This is a genomic window from Sagittula sp. SSi028, from assembly GCF_048553715.1.
Lineage (GTDB): Bacteria > Pseudomonadota > Alphaproteobacteria > Rhodobacterales > Rhodobacteraceae > Sagittula.
Map to the genome: position 1 here is coordinate 577,161 of NZ_JBLZNC010000001.1, position 24,855 is coordinate 602,015.

The window sequence follows — 24,855 nt, forward strand, 5'->3', positions numbered from 1 at the left end:
TCCACAGCCTGCGCCCCAAGCGTCCGGCATCGTCCTATAGCGGACCATCTTCCAGAACACCATCCGCAGACATCTGCGCATAAAGCAAGCCCTCGCGCAGCCCCCGATCCGCCACAGACAAACGGTCCGTCGGCCACAGGCGTAACAAAGCCTGCAGAATGGCCGACCCGCTCATAATCAGCGCATGACGGTCAGGCCCTATGCGCGGGTCGCGCCTGCGGCCGGCCGGGCCCATCTCCAGATAGCGCGCGATCACCGCCTCGATCTGATCCGAGGACATCCGCAGCCCGTCCACCTTGGTGCGGTCATAGCGGCGCAGCCCCAGATGTGATGCCGCCACCGTCGTCACCGTTCCCGACGTGCCGACAATCTGAAAGCCCTCGCGGGCCTGTTCATCCTGATAGGGCGCAAATTCGGCGAGGTTTTCTTCGAAGAACCAGCTCATCAAGGCATAGCGCGCCGCATCGTCTTGCACATCGGCAAACTGGTCGCGCAGCGTGGCCACCCCAAGCGGGACCGAGATCCAGTCCACCACCTTGGCCGAGGGAAACGGGCTGTCGGGCGGGTGAAATCCCGCATGCAGCCGCATGATCGCGCGTGGGCGTTCGCGCGGCTCGACCGCGGACAGGTCGATCCAGACCAGCTCGGTCGACCCGCCGCCGATGTCGACCACCAGCAATTGTTCGGTTTTTGTCGACACAAGCGGCGCGCAGGAAATCACCGCCAAGCGGGCCTCTTCCTCGGGCTGGATGATCTCCAGCATCAGACCGGTTTCGCGCCGCACTTGCCGGATAAAGTCGCGGGCGTTCTTGGCACGACGACAGGCCTCTGTCGCGACCAGTCGCATGCGCTGCACATTATGACGTTCGATCTTTTGGCGGCAGACGCGCAAGGCCGATACCGTGCGCCCCATCGAGGCACGGCTTAATCTGCCAGACATTTCAAGGCCCTGCCCCAACTGGACGGACTTTGAAAAGCTGTCGACCACATGAAACTGGCTGCCCTTTGGCTGGGCAATCAACATGCGGCAACTGTTTGTTCCCAGATCCAACGCGGCGTAAAGCGCATTGGGATCAGGGTCTACAGGCGCGGGGCTCTCGACCGGTCTCGGGAAAGCGCCCGCAGCCTTGGGACGCTTGGGCGCCATGACGATGCGCCTCTTCCGATTTCAACTTACCCCCAACGATACGCCTCGCGTCCGTCGCGTGCAAGACACATGACGAGAGCAATTAGATTCTATCCGCCGCGCAGGGGCTCACTGGCCGACGGCATAGACCTTGGTGCCCAGCGGATTGCGGAAATACCCCTCGACCAATGCATATTCCTGATCCAGCCAGGGACGCAGCAGATCGATGGTCTCGTCCAGAAGATCGTCCAGTTGCAAGCGATAGGCGGGCGCTTTGGGCGCTTTCAGCCGCACCACCTGCCCGGTCTGCGTGGACAAGAACCGCGAGATCCGGCGCAACTCATGGCAACGGAACACGCGGTCATAATTCGCCGCCAGATCCTCCCCAAGGAAGAAGGCCGCGCTCATCGCGCCCCGCTTCACCATAGCCGAGCGGCTGCGATAGGCATCGAGATAGGTAAAGAAATAGTCGGGATCGGGATTCGCCGGAAACCGCCCATCGTCAGGCAGGTTGCAGTTGGCCGCCAGCTCTGCGCGCCGCTCCACCACCAGCGCATACAGATCCATCAGCCGCTGGGCCGGATCGCGCAGCACGCAAAACCGTGTGTGATCGCCAAGAAGCGCCCAGGACACCGGCTGAAAACGGCGCGGCTGGGCCGTGTGCACCACCGGCTCGTCCAGTGCAACCAGCGCCTGTGCAACCGCGTCATTCGTGGCGTCCGGCAACGTCTTAAAGGCGATTTTATGCTGGGGTACGGTGACGGTCATAGGGGCCTCGGTGGGATTGTTCTGTTTCGTTAACCAATATGTCGCTTCGCAATGTGACCCCATTGGGCCGCGTTTCGGGGCAGCATCCGGGCTTTTTCCACGTGATTTTGTCAGATGCGTCACACTGACCTGTCCTTTAGGATGGGGTGGAGGTCGCAGTTGACGCCAAGGGGGTCGAAAAACGACCCCGAATGCGCGATGTGCCCCGCTACCAATTTATCCAAGGACAAAGGAATCACCCATGAGCACCGATCTCACCATCGTTTACTGGCGCGATATTCCCGCTCAGGTGATCGTGGGCCGTGGCCGTCGCGGCGCCAAGGTTCAACTGCCGGAACGGTTTGAACAGGCCATCGACCGCGCGGCCATGAAAACCGGTGCTGCGGGAACCGATGACTATCTCGCCGAATGGCGCAAGGTGGCTGCGGGCGCGGTGGACGGCGATCCGATGCAAGCGGCCCAAGAAGCGGCGGCAAAGCTTGATGCGGAATACACCCAAGCCCGCATCAAGGAGCTGATCGACAACGACGGCTGGTCCGCCGCGACTGCGGACTAGACACGAACGATGACCTTAAGGGAGGCTTTGATGGCACTGCTCAATTTCCGCAAACGCGAGGATGCCCAACCGTCCAATGCAGCGCTCGAAGCCTTTCTTCAGGGCTATTCCATCGAGGTCATGCCCCGCACCGCGTCCAAGATCGACGATTTCCGCGACCATCTGCCCAAAGGCACCCGCGTCTACATTGCCCATATCGACGGCACCCAGATCGAGGACATGGTCACCACCGCAGCGCGTCTGAACCGCGAAGGCTTTGATGTGATGCCGCATTTCCCCGCGCGGATCATCCGCGATGCGGCGACACTGGAAAACTGGATCGCTATGTACCAAGGCGAAGCCGACGTGACCCAAGGGCTGTTGCTGGCCGGCGGCGTGGCAGAGCCTCAGGGCGATTTTCATTGCTCCATGCAGCTTCTGGAAACCGGTCTTTTCGATAAGGCCGGCTTTACACGGCTGCATGTGGCCGGCCACCCCGAAGGCAACCGCGACATTGATGCTGATGGCAGCGACACCGCCGTGATGGAGGCCGCTCGCTGGAAGCAATCCTTCTCGGAACGCACCGACGCCAAGATGGCCATGGCCACCCAATTCGCATTTGAGGCCCGCCCGATCATCGACTGGGTCGACCGCCTGCAGGCCGAGGGCATCCACCTGCCCGTCCATATCGGCATCGCCGGTCCCGCCAAACTGCAGACGTTGATCAAGTTTGCTATCGCCTGTGGCGTGGGTCCCTCCTTGAAGGTGCTGCAGAAACGCGCCATGGATGTGTCGAAACTGCTGCTGCCCTATGAACCCACCGAGGTGCTGACCGAACTGGCCGCGCATAAAGCCGCCAATCCCGGTTTCGGCATCGAACAGGTGCATTTCTTCCCGCTGGGCGGCATCAAAACCAATGCGGCGTGGGCCTCGGATCATGGTGGCAGCGCCGCCAGACCCGCATCGGAGACCTGATGACCCACCCGGCCCTTCTATTCGATCTCGACGGCACGCTGCTGGACACCGACAGCATCCACCGTGACGTGTTTGCCGACATGTTGCGCCCCACGGGCCTCGAGGTCACCGAAGAGGTCTACCTGTCAAAGATCCACGGCCGCCTGAATGCCGAGATCTTTGCCGATCTGATGCCGGACGCCGGTGATCCGCAACGCCTCTCCGAGGACAAAGAGGCCGAGTTCCGCAAACGGCTGCCCCGACCCTATCCGGCTATGCAGGGCGCAGAACGTCTGGTCCGCGAGGCGCAGGTGGCGGGCTGGTACATGGCGGTTGTGACAAACGCCCCGCGCCTGAACGCCGAAGCCATGCTCGACGCCATTGGTCTGCGCGATGCCTTCGACCTGATCATCGTGGGCGAGGAGTGCCTGCGCGGCAAACCCCACCCGGACCCCTATCTCGAAGCGATGCGAGAACTCGGCGTGAAACCCGCCATGTGCGCCGCATTCGAGGACAGCCCGTCTGGCATGCGCGCGGCGGCGGCCTCTGGCGCATTTACGGTGGGGATCCGGTCCAGCCTGTCTGATGCAGACCTGCGCACTGCCGGCGCCCAAGCCACCTACGCCGATTTCAATGACATAACGCTCGCGTCCGTGCGCGCGCACCTCAGGGAGACAAACGCATGACGCGCACCGTCATCGAAAGCAAAACAAAAACCGCCATCATCGGCTTTGACCAACCGTTCTGCGTCATCGGCGAACGGATCAATCCGACGGGCCGCAAAATCCTGAACGAAGAACTCGAACGCGGTGATTTCAGCCGGGTCGAGGTCGACGCCATCGCACAGGCCGCCGCAGGCGCCACGGTTCTGGACATCAATTCAGGCGCCGTGTTTTCCAACAAAATGGCCGAAGATCCCCGCTACGCGGACAACAACTTCGTCGAACCGGAACTCATGCGCCAACTGGTCGAATGTGTGCAAAATGCCATCGACATTCCTTTGTGCATCGACAGCTCTGTGCCCGGCGCGCTGGAAAACGGTCTGGCCGCCGCCGAAGGTCGCCCGCTGCTGAACTCCGTGACCGGAGAGGAAGAGCGCCTCGAGCTGGTTTTGCCGCTGGTCAAAAAATACAACGTGCCCGTGGTGGCCATCTCCAACGATGACACCGGCATCTCGGAGGACCCCGATGTCCGCTTTGCCGTGGCCAAAAAGATCGTCGAACGCGCCGCCGATTTCGGAATTCCCGCCCATGATATCGTCGTTGACCCGCTGGTCATGCCCATCGGTGCCATGGCCACGGCCGGGCATCAGGTGTTCACATTGGTCCGCCGTCTGCGGGATGAACTGGGCGTCAACACCACCTGCGGCGCGTCCAACATCTCCTTCGGCCTGCCCAACCGGCACGGGGTCAACAACGCCTTCCTGCCCATGGCCATGGGGGCCGGCATGACCTCCGCCATCATGAACCCCGTTGCCCTTCCGGTTAACGCCAAGAAAATTGCCGAAAAAAAGGCCGAGGTTCTGGCCGCAGGCATCATCCTCCCCGAAGGCATGGATGACGAAACCTTTGTCAGCCTCTTCGGCATGGGCTCCACCAAATCCCGCCCGGGCAAAGAAATGGAAGCCATCCGCGCCGCGAACCTCCTGATGAACCAGGATGACGGCGGCGCCGCCTGGATCGGCTTCAACAAACCCGCAGGCGGTGACGGTGCGTCCGGCGGCCGCCGCGGGGGCCGCCGCCGCAGAGCGTAAACAAAAACGGCCCCCATATCGCGGGGCCGCAGCTATGCTTTTTCTTGGTTCAAATACCTTGGGGGTTTGGGGGCAAAGCCCCCATCCGCTTACAAGTAGTCCGCCCGCTGCAGACCGTATTTCGCCATCTTTTCGTTCAGCGTCCGGCGCGGCAGGCACAGCTCTTCCATGACCGACGCAATGGACCCTTTGTGACGCCGCATGGTGTTATCAATCAGCATGCGCTCAAAGGCTTCGACGTATTCTTTCAGCGGCTTGCCTTCGGTGGTCATCACCGGCTGCATCTGATCGTGGTCCGACATCAGCAGTGACGCAATGGTCCCCTGCCCGCGGCGCGACTGCAGCACCGCACGCTCTGCCAGATTGATCAGCTGACGCACGTTGCCCGGCCACGGGGCCTGCAGCAACTGCGCCGCTTCCTGGGCCGACACTTTCGGCGCGTCACAGCCATATTCATCGGCGTAGCTTTCCGACAACCGCGTGAACAGCGTCAGGATGTCTTCCCCGCGCGCCCGCAACGGCGGAACCGTGATCTTCAGTGCCGCCAGCCTGTAATACAGATCGGCGCGCAGCGCTTGCTCACAGGTGCGCCCCTCTTCCTGCAGGTTGGAAATGGCCACAATCCGCGTCTCGGGGGGATTGCCCTGATCATTGATCACCGACAACAGCCGCGCCTGCGCTGCGTCGGACAGCACTTCGATATCTTCCAGAACCAGCGTGCCGCCGCGCGCCTCTTCCAAGGCGGGCAGACGGGTGTCGTCAGGCTGCATCGGCCCGAACAAGCGCTTCATCAGCGCGTCCTCGTCATGGGCACCACAGGAGATCAGGGTGAATTTCTTGCCCGCGCGCGAACCCACCGCATGCAACGCATGCGCCACCAGCGTCTTGCCCGTGCCGGTTTCCCCTTCGATCAGGACGTGGCCATCCGCTTGGCCGAGATCAAGAATATCCTCTCGAAGACGCTCCATCGCCGGGCTGGCCCCGATCAGCTTTTTCATGATCTGGCCACCTTCGGCCAATTCACGCCGCAACTGGCGCGTGTCCAAGGTCAGGCGACGTGCGTTCGTGGCCTTCTTCGCCAGATCCGACATGCGATCCGGGTTGAACGGTTTTTCAAGGAAATCAAACGCGCCGATGCGCATGGCCTCGACCGCGATAGGCACATCACCATGACCGGTGATCATAATTACCGGCAGTGAGGAATCGGAGCCCATCAGCTTTTTCAACAGCTGGATCCCATCCATCCCCGGCATCTTGATGTCCGAAATCACAATCCCCGGATAGTCCGGTCCAACCGCGCCAAGCGCCTCTTCCGCGCTGGCAAAGGTCTCGGTGTCATAGCCCGACAGCGCCAGCCACTGGCTGATCGACTGCCGCATATCCTGTTCATCATCAACAATGGCAATTTTCATCGCATTCGCCATAAACGTGCTTACTCCGCTGCTTCCGTTGCCGTGCTCAACACAGGCAATTGCATTTCAAACACCGCCCCGCCCCGTTCGCCGTTGCGTGCCGTCAGGCGGCCGCCCAGCTCTGTGACGATTCCCGAAGAAATCGCCAACCCAAGGCCGACCCCGTCGCCCGGAGCCTTGGTGGTGTAAAAGGGTTCAAAGAGCGCATCCAGATCTTCGATCCCGTCTCCATTGTCGCGCACGCTCAGCGTCGCGGTTTCGCCAGCCGCAAGGATGATCTCCACCTGCGGGTCATCTACGGATTTGGTGGCGTCCAGCGCATTGCGCAAGAGGTTCACCAGCACCTGTTCGATCCGCATCCGGTCCCCCATAACGCGGACCGGCGCATCCGGCAGGATCTTGGTGATCTTCACCCGACGCGATTTCAACTGCGGCTCCATCATGGACAACGACGATGCGAGCGCATCGTTCATATCAAAGGGCGTAAAGGCTTCCTGCCCCTTGCGGGCAAAGCCTTTAAGCTGCCGCGTGATTGCGCCCATACGCTCAATCAGATCGTCGATCCGGTGAAAGGCGCTGAGCGCCTCGTCGGGGCGATTGCGGTTCAATAACAGACGCGCCCCCGCCAGATAGGTCTTCATCGCCGCCAAGGGCTGGTTCAATTCATGGGCCACGGCGGCGGACATCTCCCCCAAGGCGGCCAGCTTCGACGACTGCGCCAGCGATTGCTCTGCCACGGCGAGGTTCTTTTGCACCTTCTCGCGCTCGGCGATTTCCCGCTGAAGCCGTGCATTGAGCGCCCGAAGCTCTGTCGCGTCCCGCTGGAACAGCGCCATCCGCACCGCCGTTTTGCGTGAAAGTGTGTAGAACACCATCGCCGCCAGAATCGCGAATCCCATGATCTCCAACGCCAATACCGCGTTCACCCGTTCGCGCACGCTGGAATAGGTCGTGAAGGTCGACAGGGTCCAGCCGCGAAACGGAATGCGGCCATCGATGCGCATCACCGCCTCGCCGCGCAGATAGGCGTCTGCGGTGGTTGCTGTCCAATCCGCGGCAGACGCAATCAGACGTTCGATTGCACCGTCCTCCGGCGGGCCAAGCGCCTCTGCCGGGGTCAAGCCGCGCCAACGCGGTTCCGTCGCAAGCACAATGACCCCGTCCGAATTTGTCACCATGACGGCATCGGAAATCCCGGCCCAGGCGCGCTCGAATTTGGCCAGATCGACCTCGACCATGATAACGCCGACCGTGTCGCCGTTGCTTTCCATGCGCCGCGAATAGGTGAACCGATACCCGCCCGCCTCGCGCGCGATTTCCGTGAAAACCGTTGTGTTTGCGCGCACAGCGTCAACAAAATACGGCATCGCCCGATGGCTTTCGCCCAGACGATTGCGGTCGGTCGCGGCGACAGAGCGGCCATCGCGATCCAGCAGCATCAAACTGGCCGCACCGATCTCATCCACGAAGGAGATCAGGCGCTGGGAGCTTTGCGCATAGTCTTGGGCGTTCAGCGCATCTAGCAGGGCTTTGTCGCGCGCCAGAAGTTCAGGCACGATTGCATTGCGTCGCAGCTCAGAGATCAGGTTCCCCGAATATAGCGCCAAGCGCAGTTCGGCCCGGTTGCGCGTGGTTTCGGTAAAGCGATCCGTCAGCAGCCAGTTTGTGACCCAAACCGTCCCCACGGCCCCGAGCAAAAGCAGGATCAAAGCGATGCGTGCCCGCCCGCTGATCGGTGTCGCCCGTCGAGAGCCAGAGGTGTTTTGGGCCATTGCCATAACGCACAGGATAAAGCGCGCGGCTCAGCTGCTCAAGTCAGGCTGTGGTCAAGGCCTCCGTCAAATGCGCGAAAAGGCGCGCACCGTCGGTGTTTCCTTGCGCAGGATCTGCCGCCCGTTCCGGATGCGGCATCATGCCCAGAACCCGCTTGTTGGCGGACAGGATACCCGCGATGTCGCGCGCGGATCCGTTCGGGTTGCCCGTATACCGGAAAGCCACGCGGCCGTCGTTTTCAAGCAGGTCCAGCGTATCAGCATCCGCGAAATAGTTCCCGTCGTGATGGGCGATGGGAAGGTTGATCTCGGAGCCCGCGCCATAGGGATCCGTAAAGATGGAACTTCCCTCGACGCGCAGACCGACTGTCCGGCAAATGTACTTCAGCCCTGCATTGCGCAGCAATGCCCCGGGAAGCAAGCCTGTCTCCGTCAGAACCTGAAAGCCGTTGCAGACGCCCAAAACGTATCCGCCGCGATCCGCATGCGCCTTTACCGCGTTCACGATCGGGGCATTTGCTGCAATGGCACCGCAGCGCAAATAATCCCCGAAGGAGAAGCCCCCCGGAACGCCAACAATGTCGGTATCCGCCGGCAGGTCAGCATCTTTGTGCCAAACCATCTCGACCTGCAGGCCCGCTTGTTCAAAGGCGACAGCCATGTCACGGTCGCAATTGGAACCCGGAAATACAATGACGGCGGCTTTCATTTCGACTGTCCTCACTGATTGAAGCAAGCATCCGCTCGCAGATCACACGACGAGTCGCCGCGCGAGGTTGCTTTAGCACAGGCTTCTAAAAAAGACAGGGGCGCTTTTACCTTAAGCGCCTTGTCCCCGTCAGAACTCCTCCCCCCAGTCGGTGTCCGACGCCTGTGTTTCAGGCAATGTTTGCTCTCCATGTGCTGCAGGCTCTGGCATCGGGGTTGGCGCGTTTACGGCTTTTTTGACCTCCGCCTCTGGTTTTTTCGCCCCAGCGGTCGGTGCCGATTTTTGCTCTGCGTCTGTCCACGTGGTGGCGGCGTCTGTCAAGTTGGTGACGGCTCCCCCTTTCACAGGTTCGGCGCTGTCTTGTTCGAAAACCCGCATGGTGTCTGACAAGCGTTCTGCTTCCATATTCAGGCTTTGACCGGATGCATTCAGCTCTTCGACAATAGCCGCGTTTTCTTGGGTCGCGCCCTCAAGCCGCTGGACGCCTTCGTTGATATCGGCCAAGCCTTCGGTTTGAACGCGGACGGATTCTGCAATGTTGGAGATCAATTGGCCAAGGCTTTCGACCTGCTCTTGCACTTGGGACAGGGAACTGCCGGTCTTTTGAACCAAGCGGCTGCCTTCGCTCACCTCTTCCCCGCTGGCAGTGATCAACGTCTTGATTTCCTGAGCGGAGTTGGCCGCCGTTTGCGCCAGCGAACGCACTTCCGACGCCACTACGGCGAAACCTTTGCCGGCGGATCCCGCACGGGCGGCTTCGACACCCGCGTTCAGCGCAAGAAGGTTGGTCTGGAAGGCGATATCATCAATTGCCGTGATGATCTGATTGATTTTGTCCGACGTCTCTTCGATGCGATTGATCGCGCCGATTGCGTCGCGCACCACCTGCTCGCTTTCGTCCGAAAGCTCTCGCGACTTGCGGGCCAGCGCATCCGCCTGATCGACGTTCGATTTAATATCGCGGCTAGTGCTGGTCAGCCCATTTAATGCCTCAGCCGATTGCATCAGTGTTGCGGCCTGCATCTCCACCCGGCGGGCAAGTTCGTCCGATGTAGACCCGATTTCGGATGCTGCCATACGGACATTAGACGCCACATTACCGGCCTGATGAAGTGCATCCGCGAGGCTTTGAACTCCGGCGTCGAAGTCGCGACGTAGCACCTCGTATTCCTCCGGGAAATCCGTACCATCCATGCGCGCGCTTAGATCGCGGTCAGCCAATGCGGACAAACCTTTGCGCAGTGCAGTTACCACCTTATCCTGAACAGCCCGCTGCGCTTTGGCCTGCTCTTCGGAGCTCTTTGCCTCCGCCAGCGTCTGCCTGAAACCATCTACAACCCGGGCAGTGACACCCAACGCGTCGCTGCGATGGGTATGCGGTACCGGCGCGTCCAGCGCGCCCTCTGCGATTTTCTGAAGACGGTTCGAGATTGCCGCCATCGGACGAAGCGAGGTCTGCAACAAGACCCAGACCGCAATCAATCCGCCAATGACAGCAAGTGTCGAGGCAATGAGTGCCAGTTGGACCCGTTGGCTGATCTGGCTTTCTACGCTGCCCTTGTCAACGCCAACGTAGAAGATCCCGAGTACATTGTTCTGGGCGTCCAGAATAGGCTGGTAGATCGTGTAGTAAGGATTGCCCAGGATCACGGCTTCGCCACGAAAAGTCTGCTGGTCCAGCATGATCGCGTGAACGGGGTTTGCCTTTCCAAGCCATGTGCCCACCGCACGCTCACCATCAGGCTTGATTATATTGGTGGTCCGCCGGATAAAGTCGCCTTCTTCCGGCACCCACTGGAACAACGTCGCCGTTTCACCGGAAATGCGGCCAACCGCATCGATCAGCTCATGTCCCTCAGGCAATGACATTCCGTCCCAGCGCACCTCGCTCACCGCGCCATCATCGGTCAATTCATAGGTAATGTCAGGGAATTGCTGCGAGAATTTGTCGATCAGAATGCGCAAAGACGCGCTTTGACGGTCCTGCGCGCTGTCGATCGCCGCCTTGCGGCTTTGCGTATCGAACACCCAAAACAGGCCCGCGCATACCAGTATCAGAACGACGGCGAATCCCGCCGAAAGAGTGAACTTCAAATTGTTCCCGAAGCGGCGCATGGCGACCCTCTCTACCTAGTTTGAGAAGGCTGATGCCACGCGGACCATTAAGGGAACGTTTTTGAAGGCGCATTCTGTAGGGCGCCATACGGCGAATTAGACGAAAAATCCGTCCAAGCCGTAGCTCAACAGATCACAGAATTTCGATCTGGTAGCTTTCGATGACCGTGTTGGCGAGCAGCTTTTCACACATGTCCGCAATCGTCTCCTCGGTCGTGCCCTCGGCCACGTCGAGTTCGATCACCTTGCCCTGACGCACCGAACCGACGCCGTCGAAGCCCAAAGCCCCAAGCGCATGCCGCACGGCCTCGCCTTGCGGGTCCAGAACACCGTTCTTCAGCATTACATGCACACGGACTTTCATCGGTTCACCTCCGGGATCAGTTATTGCCGCGCAGGAAACGCATTGCGCCACGGAATGCAAGAGAAAAGCCGGGCGTACCACGTGAAAGGGGCCGCGCATTGCTGCCCGGCCCCAGTCTCAAAAGTCCGAAACGATCAGTTGATCAGCGTGGGTTTGCTGTTGTGCGTTGCGTTCTTGGGCATGACGCCAAGGCGGCGCGCAACCTCGGTATAGGCGTCGGCAAGGTTGCCAAGGTCCTGACGGAACACGTCTTTGTCCAGCTTTTGGCCGGTTTCGAGATCCCACAGGCGGCAGCTGTCGGGCGAGATCTCGTCGGCCACAACCAAGCGTTGGAAGTCACCGTCGTAGACGCGACCGACCTCGATCTTGAAATCGACCAGCTTGATGCCGACACCGTACATCAGGCCAGACAGGTAATCGTTTACCCGCAAGGCCAGTGCCACGATATCGTCCATGTCCTGCTGCGATGCCCAACCGAAAGCTGCGATATGCTCCTCGGTCACAAGCGGATCGCCGAGTTTGTCGTCCTTGAAGCAGTATTCGACGATAGGGCGCGGCATGGCTGTGCCCTCTTCAATCCCCAACCGTTTGGTCAGCGATCCGGCGGCATAGTTGCGCACGATAATCTCGAGCGGGATAATTTCGCAGGCACGGACCAGTTGTTCGCGCATGTTCAGCCGCTTAAGGAAGTGCGTTGGCACCCCGACCCCGTTCAAACCGGTCATGAAGAATTCGGACAGGCGATTGTTGAGCACGCCCTTCCCTTCGATCACGTCTTTCTTTTCGGCGTTGAAAGCGGTGGCATCGTCTTTGAAATACTGGACAATCGTGCCCGGTTCCGGGCCTTCATACAGGATTTTTGCTTTACCTTCGTAAATCTTCTTACGCCGTGCCATGGGGCCCCTTTCAAAAACGGGAAAAACCGCGCGAAATACGCGCGGTGTTACTGGCCTTCTACGTCCAAAGACAGCACTGTGCAAGCCTGTGCCTAAGGGCGACGCGCGAATCCGACGCGGTTTTCGCAATCGTATCAGCGCAGCCGGAATGGGCCATCGCACCCTTGCACACGACCGCGCGGAGCGGCATACCGTTGACAACGATACCAAGACCTCGATCCGGGAGCCAAACCGATGACGACCTTTGATGACCGCGAGAATGCGTTCGAAAACAAATACGCGCATGATCAGGAAATGCAGTTCAAAGCCGAAGCGCGCACCAACAAGCTGCTGGGCCTTTGGGCGGCAGAGCTGCTGGGCAAGACCGGCGATGATGCCAATGCCTATGCCATCGAAGTTGTGAAATCCGATTTCGAAGAAGCCGGCATCGAAGATGTGATCCGCAAGGTCGCAGGCGATCTGGGCGACAAGGCAACGGCGGACGAGATCCGCGCCAAACGCGCCTCGCTTGTGCCGGTGGCGAAGGATCAGATCATGAAGGAAGTCAGCTAACCCCTTCTGTTTTCTGTGACATCCTGCAAAGCGCGCCTGACCCGGCGCGCTTTTGCTTTTAATTCTGCGCAGTTTTCAAAACCGTCAAAGATTGCATTAACACTGCCCGCGTAGGGTTCAAAAAACCCTCCTGAAGGCAGAGCAGTCCGGTGAAACCACTCTAGAACGCGGGATCCGCCTGCTTAAGCCCGTAGTGCCACTGCTGATAGGCACGTTTCTGGTGGCGCTGCTCTGGCGCGAGGCACAGGTCATTGACTGGACGGCGGCGGCCACTGCCTTTGTTGGCATTCCGGTCACCTCATGGCTGGCGGCATTGGCTGCGGTGGGCATCAGTTTCTGGGCCGTGGCGCAGTACGACGTGATCGCTCACCGCCATTTCGGTACAAACGTCCCCGCCCCGGTTGCACGCGGCACAGGCGCGGCGGCCATCACAGTGGCACAGACCACGGGCTTTGGTCCGGCCGTGGGCGCGGCGCTGCGGTGGCGCATGATCGGCGGCTTGGGGTCTGCGAAAATTATCCAAGTCACGGCCTTTGTTACGGCCACTTTCTGCGCCGCTTGGGCCATTTTGGCCGTCGGCGCGGTCGCCCCGATCCTGCTGGAGCGCCCGGCACTGTCGCTTCTGATCATCCCATGTCTGCTGGTGCTCGGCTGTTTAACCCTGATCCGGTTTCACCGAGTGCGGGTGGGCAAACGCTATGTTCGCCTGCCCACGGTACGCGCATTTCTATCGCTGGTGGCTTTTGCGGCCATTGATGTCATCTGCGCTGGCACCGCGTTGAAGCTTTTGTTGCCGCCCGATTTTGGGCCTGATCTTGTGACTTTGGTTGCGGCATTCACCCTTGCCCTTGGCGCAGGCATGATCGGCGGCACCCCCGGTGGCGTCGGACCGTTCGAGATGACGCTGATCTGGCTGCTGCCGCAAACGCCTATTGAAGACCTCGCCGCTGCCTTGATCGCCTTTCGCCTTGTCTACTATGCGGTCCCTTGCGTTTTTGGCGCTCTGTGGGCGCTGCTGGCCCCTAGGCATACGGCGTTCTCTGCGCCCGAATTGGAGGCTACGCTTACCGGACCACGGCCCGAGTTCGGGATTGCTGCCCAGAACGACCATAGTGCCTTGAGCGGGTTCGCGGCGGAGGGAGTCGCCCTGCGCACACCTCATAGTCTTGCATTGTTTCTCGGCCCTCTTGAGGGAAGCCTGTCGCAACTGATCCCCGAATTGCGCCGTGCCGCCCGTGAGGAAAACCGCATCCCTTGCTTGTATAAGATTGAGGCCCGCGATGCGCGGGACATGCGCGACGCAGGCTGGACGGTCCTGCCCTTTGCGATGGAGGCGCATATTAACCCCGCAACCCATCGCCTGGACGGGCCGCAATTCCGTCAACTGCGCCGCCAAGTTCGCAAGGCCGAACAAAACGGCGTGCGTGTCGCACGGTTGACCGACCCCGACTGGGAACGCCTGACCGAAATTCACAGCCGGTGGGAGGATGCCCATGGCGCGGAACGTGGGCTGACCATGGGGCGGTTTTGCCCGATATATCTGAGTGATAAACCGCTTTACGGCGCATGGCAGGGTGACCGGTTGATCGCCTTTACCAGCTGGTTGCGGTCTGACGGCAGTATGTCGCTGGATGTCACCCGCCACATGCCTGACGCCCCTCACGGCACGATGCATGCCTTGATTCACCACGTCATCGCAACCGCCGCGGCCCATGACATAAGCGACATCAGTTTGGCCGCCGTTCCGCACCCCAATACGCCGCACTGGATCGAAAACAGCGCAGGCCTGAGCCGTTTCAAAAGCAGCTTTGCACCTACGTGGAGACCGCTTTATTTTGCGGCTCCTAATGCTCTGGCCATGACCCTCTGCGCGGCAGATCTGCGTCAGACCATTGTTCGGCCCCCACCGCTTCGCCGAAGCGTGCAAGATCTGTGGGACCTCGATGCCATGGTGTCCGCGCCACGTCACGCAACGGTTGCGCCCCCAACCGCACGACAGCGCAAAGCGATCTGACCACCGTCGAACCATTGTGGACATCCGATAGATGCTCTGTGCAGATATTGCAGCAGGGAGGACGACCACATGAGCGATACACTGCGCGGCTGCCTTTGGATGATCGGGGCTATTGCGTCATTCACTTTGATGGCGGTGGCGGGCAGAGAGGTCAGTCTGGAGCTCGATACTTTCGAGATCATGCTCTATCGCTCTTTGATCGGGGTGGCATTGGTTGTCATGGTCTCGCGCTTGGCAGGCACCCATGGACAGATCACGACGCAGAACATGCCGCTGCATCTTGTGCGCAACCTATGCCATTTCACCGGCCAGAATCTCTGGTTCTACGCAATCACCGTGCTGCCGCTGGCGCAGGTGTTTGCGCTAGAGTTTACCTCTCCTTTTTGGGTGATGCTGCTGGGTTTTGTCATTCTGGGAGAGCGGTTGACGAAGAATCGCGTTCTGGCCGCCGTGGTCGGGTTCTTGGGCATCCTCATCGTGACGCGCCCCTTGCCCGAGACGTTTCAAATTGGGCAGGTCGCAGCCGCCATTGCAGCCATCGGCTTTGCAGGGTCAGCCGTGTTCACCCGCCTTTTGACACGCAGCACGACCATCACCTGCATCTTGTTCTGGTTAACTGTGATGCAGGCCGGATTCGGCCTTGTCTGCGCGGGATTTGATGGAAACATCGCTGTGCCGGCGGCGGCAAGCTGGCCTTGGGTCACAGTGATCGCCTGCGCTGGCCTTATCGCGCATTTCTGCCTGACGAGCGCCCTACGTCTGGCGCCTGCGACCGTAGTAATGCCCATCGATTTTACGCGGCTGCCAGTTATCGCACTTGTGGGAATCACCTTGTATCAAGAGCCACTAGACCCATACGTTCTGATCGGCGCGGTCGTAATTTTCGCTGCAAATTACGTAAACATCCGGTTAGAGACCGCGACCAGCCCGAATTTGCGCTCGGATACTGTTAAAACTGTTACAAAAACGTAACGCAGCCCCTATTCAAGACCAATTGACGCACCGTCAAAATTGAACGTTAACCCGGCAACTGCATAGGCTGACGGCGGAGACACCCCAATGGCGGGGTTGAGGGACAAGCACATGAAAACATTGACAAGCGGGGCAGCTCTGCTGGCTCTGAGCACCACCACTGCATTTGCAGCCGGCCTTGACCGTTCGGGTCAAAGCGTCGCAGCAGTCTTTGCGCCGGGCGGCACTACATCGCTGAGCTTCGGTGTGGTCGTACCACAGGTGACGGGTAAGGACATCGGCGGCTCTGGTGGCTCCTATGACGATAGCGTAGGCCAGACATACGGTCAGGTCGGCATTAGCTACACGCACAATATCAACGAAAAATCGAGCTTCGCGCTAATTATTGACCAGCCCTATGGCGCGGATGTCGAATATGGCACCAGCCCGTTGACGTCTAATCTGGGCGGCACTTCCGCCGACCTCGACTCCTTGGCCCTGACCGCAGTGGCCCGTTATAAGGTTTCTGATCGTTTCAGTGTGTTCGGTGGCGTGTCGGCCCAGCGTATCACCGCTTCGGTCGCACTTAACGGTACCGCGTACCGTGATGCAGTGGCCGTATCTGGTGTTGCAGAAGCCGCGGGCGTAGACTCCGGCGTGCTTGGAGCCGCACTTCAGGGGGATTCGGCCTCCGTGGTTGCACTCGGCGGCCCAGCGACCGTAGGCGCTTTGGGCGCGCAGGTCGCCAGCGTCGCGGGTGCATTCGCCGCAACCGGTGGCTACAACTTTGACATGGATGAAAGCACCGAAGCCCACTATCTGATCGGTGCTGCTTACGAGATCCCTGACATCGCTCTTCGGATTGCCGGGACCTACCATTTCGAGACTGAGCATAAAGCCGATACAACGGAGAGCTTGCTGACCGGAACCCCCCTCAGCAGATCGCAGAACTCGACTGTTGAGTTTGTGACACCCCAGAGCTTCAACCTCGAAGCGCAAACGGGCATTGCTCCGGGCACATTGCTGACGGCATCTTGGCGTTGGACCGAATTCTCGGCAGTGGACATCGTCCCCACCGGGCTTGGCCGCGATCTGGTGAACATTGATGATAGCAACCGTTACACCCTCGGCGTGGCGCGTCAGTTCTCTGACAAGTTGGCAGGCTCCGTGACACTGAGCTACGAGCCTGAGGGCGATGACCTTGTGTCGCCGCTTGGCCCGACCAACGGTCTGAAGGGAATCTCGGTCGGTGGTCGCTGGACAGATGGGCCGCTGAACATCTCCGGTGGGATCAACTACTCGATCCTTGGCGATGCAAAGCCTGCGGTGGGTGATATGGCTGTGGCCGAATTCACCGACAACCACGCGGTTGGCGTCGGCTTCAAGATCGATATGAAGTTCTGATATCGCGCAAACGTGCAGTTTCAGGGCCGCCGGTTGAACCGCGCGGCCCTTTTTCATGCCTGTGTGAAAGCCGTTTGACGCCCCCTGCCCGCCCGCGTAACCCTGTGCGCAACAAGACTTAAAAGAGACCGGACATGCGCTATTCCACCGCCAAAGATTGGCTCAATGCCCCATCAAAACGCGTTGTTCTATTTGCCATGTCCGGGCTTGGCAAAACCCATGTGTCGAATACGCTGCGGGCTTCTGGCGAATGGTTCCACTACTCGATCGATTACCGGATCGGCACGCGCTATATGGGCGAGTTTATCGCCGACAATGCTAAGCGCGAGGCAATGAAGAACCCGTTTCTGCGTGAGCTGTTGATGTCGGATTCGATCTATATCGGATCCAATATCACCTTCGACAATCTCAGCCCCGTCTCGACCTATCTGGGCAAACCCGGAAATATTGACGCGGGCGGATTGGATATGGCGGAATATAAGCGGCGACAGGCACAATTCGAACGCGCCGAACGGCAAGCCTTGTTGGATACCCCTTACTTTATCGCCCGCGCACAGGATCTTTACCAATATCCGCATTTTGTCTGCGACACCGGTGGGTCCATTTGCGAATGGGTCGATCCCGAAGACCGCAATGATCCCATTATGACCACGCTGGCAAAGGATTCCCTGCTGGTCTGGATTCGCGGCTCTGACGCCCATACAGAAGAGCTCGTGCGCCGGTTCGACCGCGCCCCGAAACCTATGGCCTACCGTTCCGACTTTTTGGCACGTGCTTGGCGAGACTATCTCGACCAAACAGGTAGCCCCGAGGCCGAGGTGGATCCAGATGCCTTTATCCGTTGGACCTACGCGCAGGCGCTGGCGCATCGACAGCCCCTGTATGAGGCGATGGCTCACAATTGGGGAATCACGATAGAAGCGGAAGATCTGGCCAAGGTTGGAGATGCCGATGACTTTGATGCTGTGATCGCCGAGGCGTTGCCCGCGTGATACTGCTAGGCCTTTGAATTTTAAGGCCAGGTAAACTTGACAAAAATACTCTGCAAATATAAAACGCGGAAAAACCCGTGCATGACGCACGTATTTCCTGCCGCGAGTGTAGAGTGATGCCAATGACCGCCCCGACCGACAACGCCCCCCAAATGATCGGCGCCGACGCTATTCCGCGCTACGATGCCAAAAGCCTGATTGCGGACGGCGTGAAGGCCGAAATTGACCTGAACGGACAGATCTACACGCTGCGCATCACACGTGCGGGCAAGTTGATCCTGACGAAATAAAGCCGCTGCGGCGTCTCTGTGATGCCGCGCGCCCCTGTTCCCTGAAACGTGACGGTCACCACACTTGTGACCCGACCTGCGGTGCCTTATTTGTCGCCGGGTTGGTAGTACAGGAACAGACATATGCCCATTCGCTTGCCCTCGGATCTCCCCGCCTTTGACGTGCTCACGCGCGAGGGCGTGATGGTCATGTCCGAAGAGCAAGCCGCCCGGCAGGATATCCGCCCCTTGCGGATCGGCTTGCTGAACCTGATGCCGAAAAAGATCCAGACGGAAAACCAATTTGCGCGTTTGATCGGGGCGACTCCCCTGCAAATCGATTTGCACCTCATCCGGATGTCGGAACATCAAACACGCAACACCTCGGCCGAGCATATGGAGGCGTTTTATCGCTCGTTCAGCGATGTCGAGGCGAGCGGCGAAAAGTTCGACGGACTGGTGATTACCGGCGCCCCTATTGAACATCTGCCGTTTGACGAGGTCACCTATTGGGACGAGCTCACGCGGGTCTTTGAGTGGACGCAAACCCATGTGCATTCCACGTTCGGCGTATGTTGGGGAGGAATGGCGATGATCAATTACTTCCACGGCGTCAAAAAACACCTATTGGATCATAAAGCCTTTGGTGCTGTGCGTCATGTGGTGCACAGCAATGGCTCGCCCTATTTGCGCGGGTTCTCTGACGATATGGTGATGCCTGTTTCGCGCTGGACCGAGATCCGTAGCGAAGAGGTCCGCGAGGCAGGCCTGCCGATTTTGATCGACAGCGATGAAACCGGGCCTGCTTTGGTCGAGGATCCGGCCCATCGTGCGCTATATATCTTTAATCATCTCGAATATGACAGCGGCACATTGAAAGAGGAATACGATCGCGACGTGGAAGCGGGCAAGCCGATCAACGTGCCCGCCAACTATTATCCCTCTGACGACCCGACCCGTGCGCCGATGAACCGTTGGCGCAGCCATGCACATCTGCTGTATGGCAATTGGATCAATGAAATCTATCAGACGACACATTTTGATCTCGATGCAATCGGCTCCTGAGGTCCTATAGCGCATCATGTGGGGCACTATCGGCATAGTCGCCATCGGCGCTTGGGGCTTGAGCCATCTGAAAGCCGCGTACCGCGAACGTGCAGCAAAGGCCGCATTTCCGCCTGAAGGTGACTTCGTAGAAGTCGATGGAACCCGCGTCCATTATGTGACACGTGGCACTGGTCCGGATGTTGTCCTAATCCACGGCATGTCTGGTAACCTTCGTGACATGACATTCTCTCTGATGGATCGGTTGGCCGAGCGTTACAGGGTGACCGCTTTTGACCGCCCGGGTATGGGTTACACCGCGCGTACCTCAAAAGCGGGCGAAACCCTGACGGAACAGGCTCACCTGCTGGCCAAGGCTTCGGCAAAGCTTGGCTTGGTGGAACCAATCCTGATGGGACAAAGCTACGGCGGCAGCGTTGCGCTGGCATGGGGCGTCCATAACCCAGATCACATAGGCGGCCTGGTACTCACCGCCAGCCCATCACATCCGTGGGACGGTGGGATGTCATTGCTTTACCGAATAAATTCACACCCACTGCTCGCGCATATTGCCATCCCCTTCGAAAGCGCTTGGGTCTCTCACAGATACATCGACAAAGCGATTGCCGGTGTTTTCGCCCCCCAACCAATGCCCAAGGGCTACAACGCCCACCTCGGTGCAGCCCTTACCATTCGTCGCAGTGCGCTGCGCGCAAACGCGATGCACCGAGCGGGTTTGCTCGCCCAAATTCAACACTTGGTTCCTTTGTACGACCAGCTCACCATGCCCATCGAAATCATACACGGAACAGCAGACCAGACAGTGCCTGCCGAAATACACACGACCCCATTGGCTGCGCGTCTTCCTAATGCGCATGTGACTCTTCTGGACGGTATTGGTCATATGCCGCATCATTGTTCAGAAGATGCCGTTCTTAAAGCGGTGGACCGAGTTCACCAACGTAAATGACCAGTTTGCCAAGCCTTGGTGCCGCGGTCATAGTAACCGCAAACAAGGAACGGAAATCATGCCCGAAGCTCTCCCATTCGATGGTGCTATTTCAAAATATGCCGAAAATGATGCGCCGAAAGACGTCAGGAATGCCTTAAATAAGGCAAAAAAGTCTGAGATCCTAGACGAAAGCTATCCTTACAAAACCGAGCTTTCTCGCAAAATCTATGAGGACGAATTAGAAGATCTACAGGTCGAACTGGTAAAAATGCAAGCTTGGGCCAAACGAACCGGGCAGCGGATCGCAATAGTGTTCGAAGGGCGCGACGCTGCTGGCAAGGGCGGTACGATCAAGCGCTTTAGAATGAACCTGAACCCACGCGGCGCCCGCGTCGTCGCCTTGCCCAAACCCAACGATCGAGAAGCAACACAGTGGTATTTCCAAAGATACGTCGAGCACCTTCCAGCCGCAGGTGAAATCGTTTTTTTCGACCGCTCTTGGTATAATCGGGCGGTTGTAGAACACGTGTTTGGGTTCTGTACCGGCGATCAGCGGGAACACTTTTTTGCGCAAGTTCCAAGTTTTGAAAGCTTGTTAGTCCAAGATGGAATCCACCTTTTCAAGTTTTGGCTTAATGTCGGACGGGCTGAGCAACTACAACGTTTTCTAAAACGGGAAAAGGATCCGCTGAAGCAATGGAAGCTCAGCCAGATTGATGTTGAGGGCCTATCGCGGTGGGATCAATACTCTGAAGCGATCGCGGAAACTTTGAAACGCACGCATACCTCCACCGCTCCATGGACCATTGTCAGGTCAGATGATAAGAAAAGGGCGCGATTGGCAGCGATCCGTCATGTCCTTAACCGGCTGGACTACGACGATAAGAAGTCCGCCTCTATCAGTAAACCGGATGGTAAAATTGCCGGCGGACCGGATATTTGGATATCTTGATTTCTGCTCCTATCATTGCCCTCCTTAAATGTACTCAGCCAGACGGGATGAAATGGTAAAACGCGGCTATCACCACGGAAACCTGAGGCAAGCCTTAATCGAGGCTGCATTGGTTTTGATTGAAGCTAAGGGACCGACTGGTTTCTCTTTATCTGAAGCAGCAAAACACGCCGGTGTAACACCCGCTGCCGTGTATCGACATTTCGCAGGGCGCGAAGACTTAATCGCTGCGACTGCCTTGCAAGGATACGGCATATTCTTTGATGTCATGCAACATGCATCCCAAGATGGCCACCTTTCTGATTTGGCTGCCTTTGAGGCGTGCGGGCGTGCATATCTTGACTTTGCCCAGAAGTTTCCGGGCCACTACATTGCGATGTTTGAGTCCGGAATTTCCGTCAATTATTCGCCAGAGCTCGCTCTTGCATCTTCAAACGCCAACGCCATCCTCGAGAATGCAGCGGAACGGCTATCGCGTCACATTCCTATGGAAAAGCGTCCACCTGCATCGATGTTTTCGGCACACATCTGGGCTCTTTCTCACGGTGTGGTGGAATTGTTTGCGCGAAATTCACCCGGCACTCAATCCCCCTACGCGCCCGAAGACCTTTTAGAGACCGGAATTGGTATATATCTAAGAGGGCTAGGCCTGATAGAGATCGATTAACGTGTTAGTGCTTTGCGATTGCAGAAGTGATTACTTTTTCCAGCTGCTCTAGAAGAAGCCCATTGTCGAACTTTTCCTCCGCCACAGAACGGGCCCGCTTTGCCATTTCAGTGATCTCGCCCTGCGGCAAAGTCAAAGCTTTACGCAAAGCCGCAGCAAACTCCATTTCATCATACTCGTCTACAAGATACCCAGTCGCACCCTCTTCGATTGCCTCCGGAATTCCCGCATGTCGCGTAGATACCGTTACACATCCCGATGCCATGGCCTCTTGGATTGCCGTAGGTAAACCTTCGGTATTTCCGTTTGCAGCTGTAACGGAATGTTGAAGATAGATTTCTGACTTTTGCAAATATGAGCGCACTTGAGCGTGTGGCAACGCGCCTAGAAATTGGACTTTCTTAGGAATTCCAAGCTGCGAAACAAAGTCCTGAGCAGCAGGCAGCAATGCTCCATCCCCAATCATAGTAAGATGTGCGTGGGGAATATTTTGGGTAGCTTTTGCGAAAGCTCTTATTGTCAGAAGTGGGTGCTTTTTCTCGACGAACCGACCGATGAATACAACCGATCCTCTTGTCTTCTCAGCAGGATAAAACCTACGGACATCTACGCCCGACGGAATGACGTGACTGTTTTCATGTCGAACGCCAACAGAGGCTAAGTTGTCCAAAAGAAATTGAGAAACTGCAAAAACGCCATCCAATTGGGGTGTCATTTTGCGATACGCGCGTTGAACATGAGCATGCCTAATACGCGAGGAAGCATCAGAGCCACGGAAGTAACAGAACATCGGCAATCCGGCCTCTGCCGCGATAGGCGCAATCGACACGCCTTGAGGGCCAAACTCCGCAAGAACAAATTCTGTGCCGTGGTCCTTCCAGAATTTCAGCAACGCTGCCTTTTCAGCACCGTAGGGAATGGTTTTCGACCCGTATTGTGCATAATGCTTGAGGTCATAGAGTTTACTCGCCACCGATCGCCGTTGCCTGAACTGCTGCAACCCCAGTATAGGGCGTTCGCCGGTAGTGTTCTCACATTTGTGGGTGGCAACGACAGAGGTGTGTCCACCGAACAAATGCTCGATATGGCGATTTACAAATGTCTGTCCGGGAGAGGGGTAGTTTTCTACGATGATACAGGCACGCATATCAAACTCTCCGATCTTGTAATTCAGCAACAATATCTACGAGCTGAAGTGCGATGACCTCGGGGTGGCTTTTAGCTGCCATGGATCTCATACGGTCTTTTGCAAAAGACCAGACAGGCCCCATGAATTCGTCCCGCGCCCGCAAGCAAACTTCGGTCGGATTTCCATCATCCAAACAAAAATAGGGGTAATCTTCCCCAAGGAAATGTGCCGCGTCATTGGTGGACTTTTGGGTAAGAATAACTGCCCCCAACGCTGCAGCGGTGAAACCCTTCACAAACGGTTTGCTGGAGGCAGCTTCGAAGTCACGATCTTTTCGTATCGCGTAGTGAAAATTATACGTCGGCAGGGCTGCAAGCACGTCAGAAAACTGTTCAGTCGTCCGTGCTTCGAAAACGTCCATCGGGAATATGCTTTGATCCGGCAAAACAGTATTGCGAACGTCGCCGACGTAAACGGGACGGAATACTTCGTGTTGCGCACTGGTGTTTTGGAATATCCGCACGTCGGCAGCATGCAACAATAACCGGCTATTATCCGCCATCGTCGGGTTTGACGAAAATTCGTCGAGTTGCCCGTATGAACACGCCAGATGCAAATCCGCACCGCTTGTACGACGTGTAGTGATCGGTTCATCCACATGGTCGAAACAGACCCCACGACACTTCCATCGTAAAATACCGAGCGCCGGTGACGAAATGGATTGGACTGCCTTTTTCGAAAGGATGTAGACGGCATCCGAATCCGCGTTAAATGCCCATCGTTCCTGAGCTGCCATGCCGCCTTTGCGTGATGGGAGTTCGGATAGGTCGGCCGAGATACGATCCGACACAAAGCGATCTCCAATCTGCTTCATTTGAAGTGTCCGCATCGCGGAGCTTCCGAGATTCAGTTTACCGCTTGCATAAACAAACACGACTTTGGGAATGCGAGGCGCCAATGGAACACCGTTTTCTATAGAAAATGCGCGCCAACAAGGTTGGCGCGCATAAAACGATTTCGCAAGAATTAGCGCTTCGAGAACTGGAAGGAACGACGCGCTTTACGCTTACCGAACTTCTTACGTTCAACAACACGCGAGTCGCGCGTCAGGAAGCCAGCGGCTTTCAGTGCACCGCGCAGCTCGGGGTTGTACAGCTGCAGCGCTTTGGAGATGCCGTGCTTGACCGCGCCGGCCTGACCGGTGAGGCCACCGCCCTTTACGGTTGCGTAAACGTCGAATTCACCTTCGACACCAGCAACCTGGAAGGGCTGACGCAGGATGAGCTGCAGAACGGGACGCGCGAAATACTTGTCCTGATCCTTGCCGTTCACCACGACCTTGCCGGAACCCGGCTTGATCCAGACGCGTGCGACAGCGTCTTTACGCTTGCCGGTCGCATAGGAGCGGCCCAGCTCGTCACGAACGGGCTCACGGGGGGCCAGTTCTTCTGCACCTTGCACACCGCCGATATCGTCGGTCACGGCCTTTGCGAGGTCATCAAGGGAGTTGATTTGATCAGCCATG

General features: G+C 58.0%; 25 protein-coding genes. 14 read left to right on the plus strand and 11 right to left on the minus strand.

Annotated elements, in window-relative coordinates:
- Positions 1–34: 34 nt before the first annotated feature.
- Together ACN5AZ_RS02755 and ACN5AZ_RS02760 are read right to left on the minus strand one after the other, a co-directional pair.
- Positions 35–1,147 (minus strand): Ppx/GppA phosphatase family protein, encoded by a 1,113-nt coding sequence (locus ACN5AZ_RS02755; protein WP_419427310.1) that lies wholly within the window; start codon positions 1,145–1,147, stop codon positions 35–37.
- A 108-nt stretch (positions 1,148–1,255) separates the two neighbouring features.
- Positions 1,256–1,894: a hypothetical protein gene (locus ACN5AZ_RS02760; protein WP_419427311.1), complete on the minus strand. Its 639-nt coding sequence runs from the start codon at positions 1,892–1,894 to the stop codon at positions 1,256–1,258.
- 241 nt (positions 1,895–2,135) lie between these two features.
- On the opposite strand from ACN5AZ_RS02760, the gene ACN5AZ_RS02765 reads away from it, so the two are divergent.
- From ACN5AZ_RS02765 to ACN5AZ_RS02780, 4 genes are read left to right on the plus strand one after another with little or no spacing between them, the layout of a single operon-like run.
- The gene (locus tag ACN5AZ_RS02765) at positions 2,136–2,450 is read left to right on the plus strand and encodes a virulence factor (RefSeq protein WP_419427312.1); all 315 of its coding nucleotides are present in this window, start codon (positions 2,136–2,138) and stop codon (positions 2,448–2,450) included.
- A 30-nt stretch (positions 2,451–2,480) separates the two neighbouring features.
- Positions 2,481–3,404 (plus strand): methylenetetrahydrofolate reductase, encoded by a 924-nt coding sequence (locus ACN5AZ_RS02770; protein WP_419427313.1) that lies wholly within the window; start codon positions 2,481–2,483, stop codon positions 3,402–3,404.
- Positions 3,404–4,069: an HAD family hydrolase gene (locus ACN5AZ_RS02775; protein WP_419427314.1), complete on the plus strand. Its 666-nt coding sequence runs from the start codon at positions 3,404–3,406 to the stop codon at positions 4,067–4,069. Before ACN5AZ_RS02770 ends, ACN5AZ_RS02775 begins: the two co-directional genes overlap by 1 nt.
- Positions 4,066–5,136, plus strand: a complete 1,071-nt coding sequence (locus ACN5AZ_RS02780) for a dihydropteroate synthase (RefSeq protein ID WP_419427315.1) — start codon at positions 4,066–4,068, stop codon at positions 5,134–5,136. Before ACN5AZ_RS02775 ends, ACN5AZ_RS02780 begins: the two co-directional genes overlap by 4 nt.
- An 89-nt stretch (positions 5,137–5,225) precedes the next feature.
- Here the strand turns inward: ACN5AZ_RS02780 and ACN5AZ_RS02785 are convergent, their stop codons facing one another.
- The 6 genes from ACN5AZ_RS02785 to purC form a co-directional block, all read right to left on the minus strand.
- Complete coding sequence (locus ACN5AZ_RS02785) at positions 5,226–6,560, minus strand: sigma-54-dependent transcriptional regulator (protein ID WP_419427316.1); 1,335 nt, start codon at positions 6,558–6,560, stop codon at positions 5,226–5,228.
- Between the two features lie 8 nt (positions 6,561–6,568).
- Positions 6,569–8,326, minus strand: coding sequence for a sensor histidine kinase (locus ACN5AZ_RS02790; RefSeq protein ID WP_419427317.1), 1,758 nt, complete (start codon positions 8,324–8,326; stop codon positions 6,569–6,571).
- Positions 8,327–8,363: 37 nt separating this feature from the next.
- Positions 8,364–9,029, minus strand: coding sequence for a phosphoribosylformylglycinamidine synthase subunit PurQ (gene purQ, locus ACN5AZ_RS02795; protein WP_419427318.1), 666 nt, complete (start codon positions 9,027–9,029; stop codon positions 8,364–8,366).
- A 129-nt stretch (positions 9,030–9,158) separates the two neighbouring features.
- Entirely contained in the window at positions 9,159–11,144 is a 1,986-nt protein-coding gene (locus tag ACN5AZ_RS02800; protein WP_419427319.1) for a methyl-accepting chemotaxis protein, read from the minus strand.
- Positions 11,145–11,277: 133 nt separating this feature from the next.
- Complete coding sequence (gene purS / locus ACN5AZ_RS02805; protein ID WP_419427320.1) at positions 11,278–11,508, minus strand: phosphoribosylformylglycinamidine synthase subunit PurS; 231 nt, start codon at positions 11,506–11,508, stop codon at positions 11,278–11,280.
- Positions 11,509–11,642: 134 nt separating this feature from the next.
- Entirely contained in the window at positions 11,643–12,404 is a 762-nt protein-coding gene (gene purC / locus ACN5AZ_RS02810; RefSeq protein WP_419427321.1) for a phosphoribosylaminoimidazolesuccinocarboxamide synthase, read from the minus strand.
- A gap of 234 nt (positions 12,405–12,638) precedes the next feature.
- On the opposite strand from purC, the gene ACN5AZ_RS02815 reads away from it, so the two are divergent.
- From ACN5AZ_RS02815 to ACN5AZ_RS02860, 10 genes are all read left to right on the plus strand, one after another.
- A complete protein-coding gene (locus ACN5AZ_RS02815) occupies positions 12,639–12,956 on the plus strand; it encodes a DUF1476 domain-containing protein (protein WP_419427322.1) in 318 nt (105 codons plus the stop codon).
- A 193-nt stretch (positions 12,957–13,149) separates the two neighbouring features.
- On the plus strand, positions 13,150–14,970 hold the full coding sequence (locus ACN5AZ_RS02820) for a phosphatidylglycerol lysyltransferase domain-containing protein (RefSeq protein WP_419427323.1): 1,821 nt from the start codon (positions 13,150–13,152) through the stop codon (positions 14,968–14,970).
- A 69-nt stretch (positions 14,971–15,039) separates the two neighbouring features.
- Positions 15,040–15,942, plus strand: coding sequence for a DMT family transporter (locus tag ACN5AZ_RS02825; protein ID WP_419427324.1), 903 nt, complete (start codon positions 15,040–15,042; stop codon positions 15,940–15,942).
- Positions 15,943–16,053: 111 nt separating this feature from the next.
- The gene (locus ACN5AZ_RS02830) at positions 16,054–17,325 is read left to right on the plus strand and encodes an OmpP1/FadL family transporter (protein WP_419427325.1); all 1,272 of its coding nucleotides are present in this window, start codon (positions 16,054–16,056) and stop codon (positions 17,323–17,325) included.
- Between the two features lie 134 nt (positions 17,326–17,459).
- Positions 17,460–18,317, plus strand: a complete 858-nt coding sequence (locus ACN5AZ_RS02835) for an ATPase (RefSeq protein WP_419427326.1) — start codon at positions 17,460–17,462, stop codon at positions 18,315–18,317.
- A 122-nt stretch (positions 18,318–18,439) separates the two neighbouring features.
- On the plus strand, positions 18,440–18,607 hold the full coding sequence (gene hemP, locus ACN5AZ_RS02840; protein WP_419427327.1) for a hemin uptake protein HemP: 168 nt from the start codon (positions 18,440–18,442) through the stop codon (positions 18,605–18,607).
- Positions 18,608–18,730: 123 nt separating this feature from the next.
- Positions 18,731–19,651 (plus strand): homoserine O-succinyltransferase, encoded by a 921-nt coding sequence (locus ACN5AZ_RS02845; RefSeq protein WP_419427328.1) that lies wholly within the window; start codon positions 18,731–18,733, stop codon positions 19,649–19,651.
- 16 nt (positions 19,652–19,667) lie between these two features.
- Positions 19,668–20,600: an alpha/beta fold hydrolase gene (locus ACN5AZ_RS02850; RefSeq protein ID WP_419427329.1), complete on the plus strand. Its 933-nt coding sequence runs from the start codon at positions 19,668–19,670 to the stop codon at positions 20,598–20,600.
- A 58-nt stretch (positions 20,601–20,658) separates the two neighbouring features.
- Positions 20,659–21,534, plus strand: coding sequence for a polyphosphate kinase 2 (ppk2, locus tag ACN5AZ_RS02855; protein ID WP_419427330.1), 876 nt, complete (start codon positions 20,659–20,661; stop codon positions 21,532–21,534).
- A 52-nt stretch (positions 21,535–21,586) separates the two neighbouring features.
- Positions 21,587–22,201, plus strand: a complete 615-nt coding sequence (locus ACN5AZ_RS02860) for a TetR/AcrR family transcriptional regulator (RefSeq protein ID WP_419427331.1) — start codon at positions 21,587–21,589, stop codon at positions 22,199–22,201.
- Between the two features lie 4 nt (positions 22,202–22,205).
- Here the strand turns inward: ACN5AZ_RS02860 and ACN5AZ_RS02865 are convergent, their stop codons facing one another.
- The 3 genes from ACN5AZ_RS02865 to rpsI form a co-directional block, all read right to left on the minus strand.
- Positions 22,206–23,378: a glycosyltransferase gene (locus ACN5AZ_RS02865; RefSeq protein WP_419427332.1), complete on the minus strand. Its 1,173-nt coding sequence runs from the start codon at positions 23,376–23,378 to the stop codon at positions 22,206–22,208.
- Positions 23,350–24,204: a hypothetical protein gene (locus tag ACN5AZ_RS02870; protein ID WP_419427333.1), complete on the minus strand. Its 855-nt coding sequence runs from the start codon at positions 24,202–24,204 to the stop codon at positions 23,350–23,352. The genes ACN5AZ_RS02865 and ACN5AZ_RS02870 overlap by 29 nt, the downstream gene beginning before the upstream one ends.
- A gap of 152 nt (positions 24,205–24,356) precedes the next feature.
- Entirely contained in the window at positions 24,357–24,854 is a 498-nt protein-coding gene (rpsI, locus tag ACN5AZ_RS02875; protein ID WP_419427334.1) for a 30S ribosomal protein S9, read from the minus strand.
- Position 24,855: the final 1 nt, after the last annotated feature.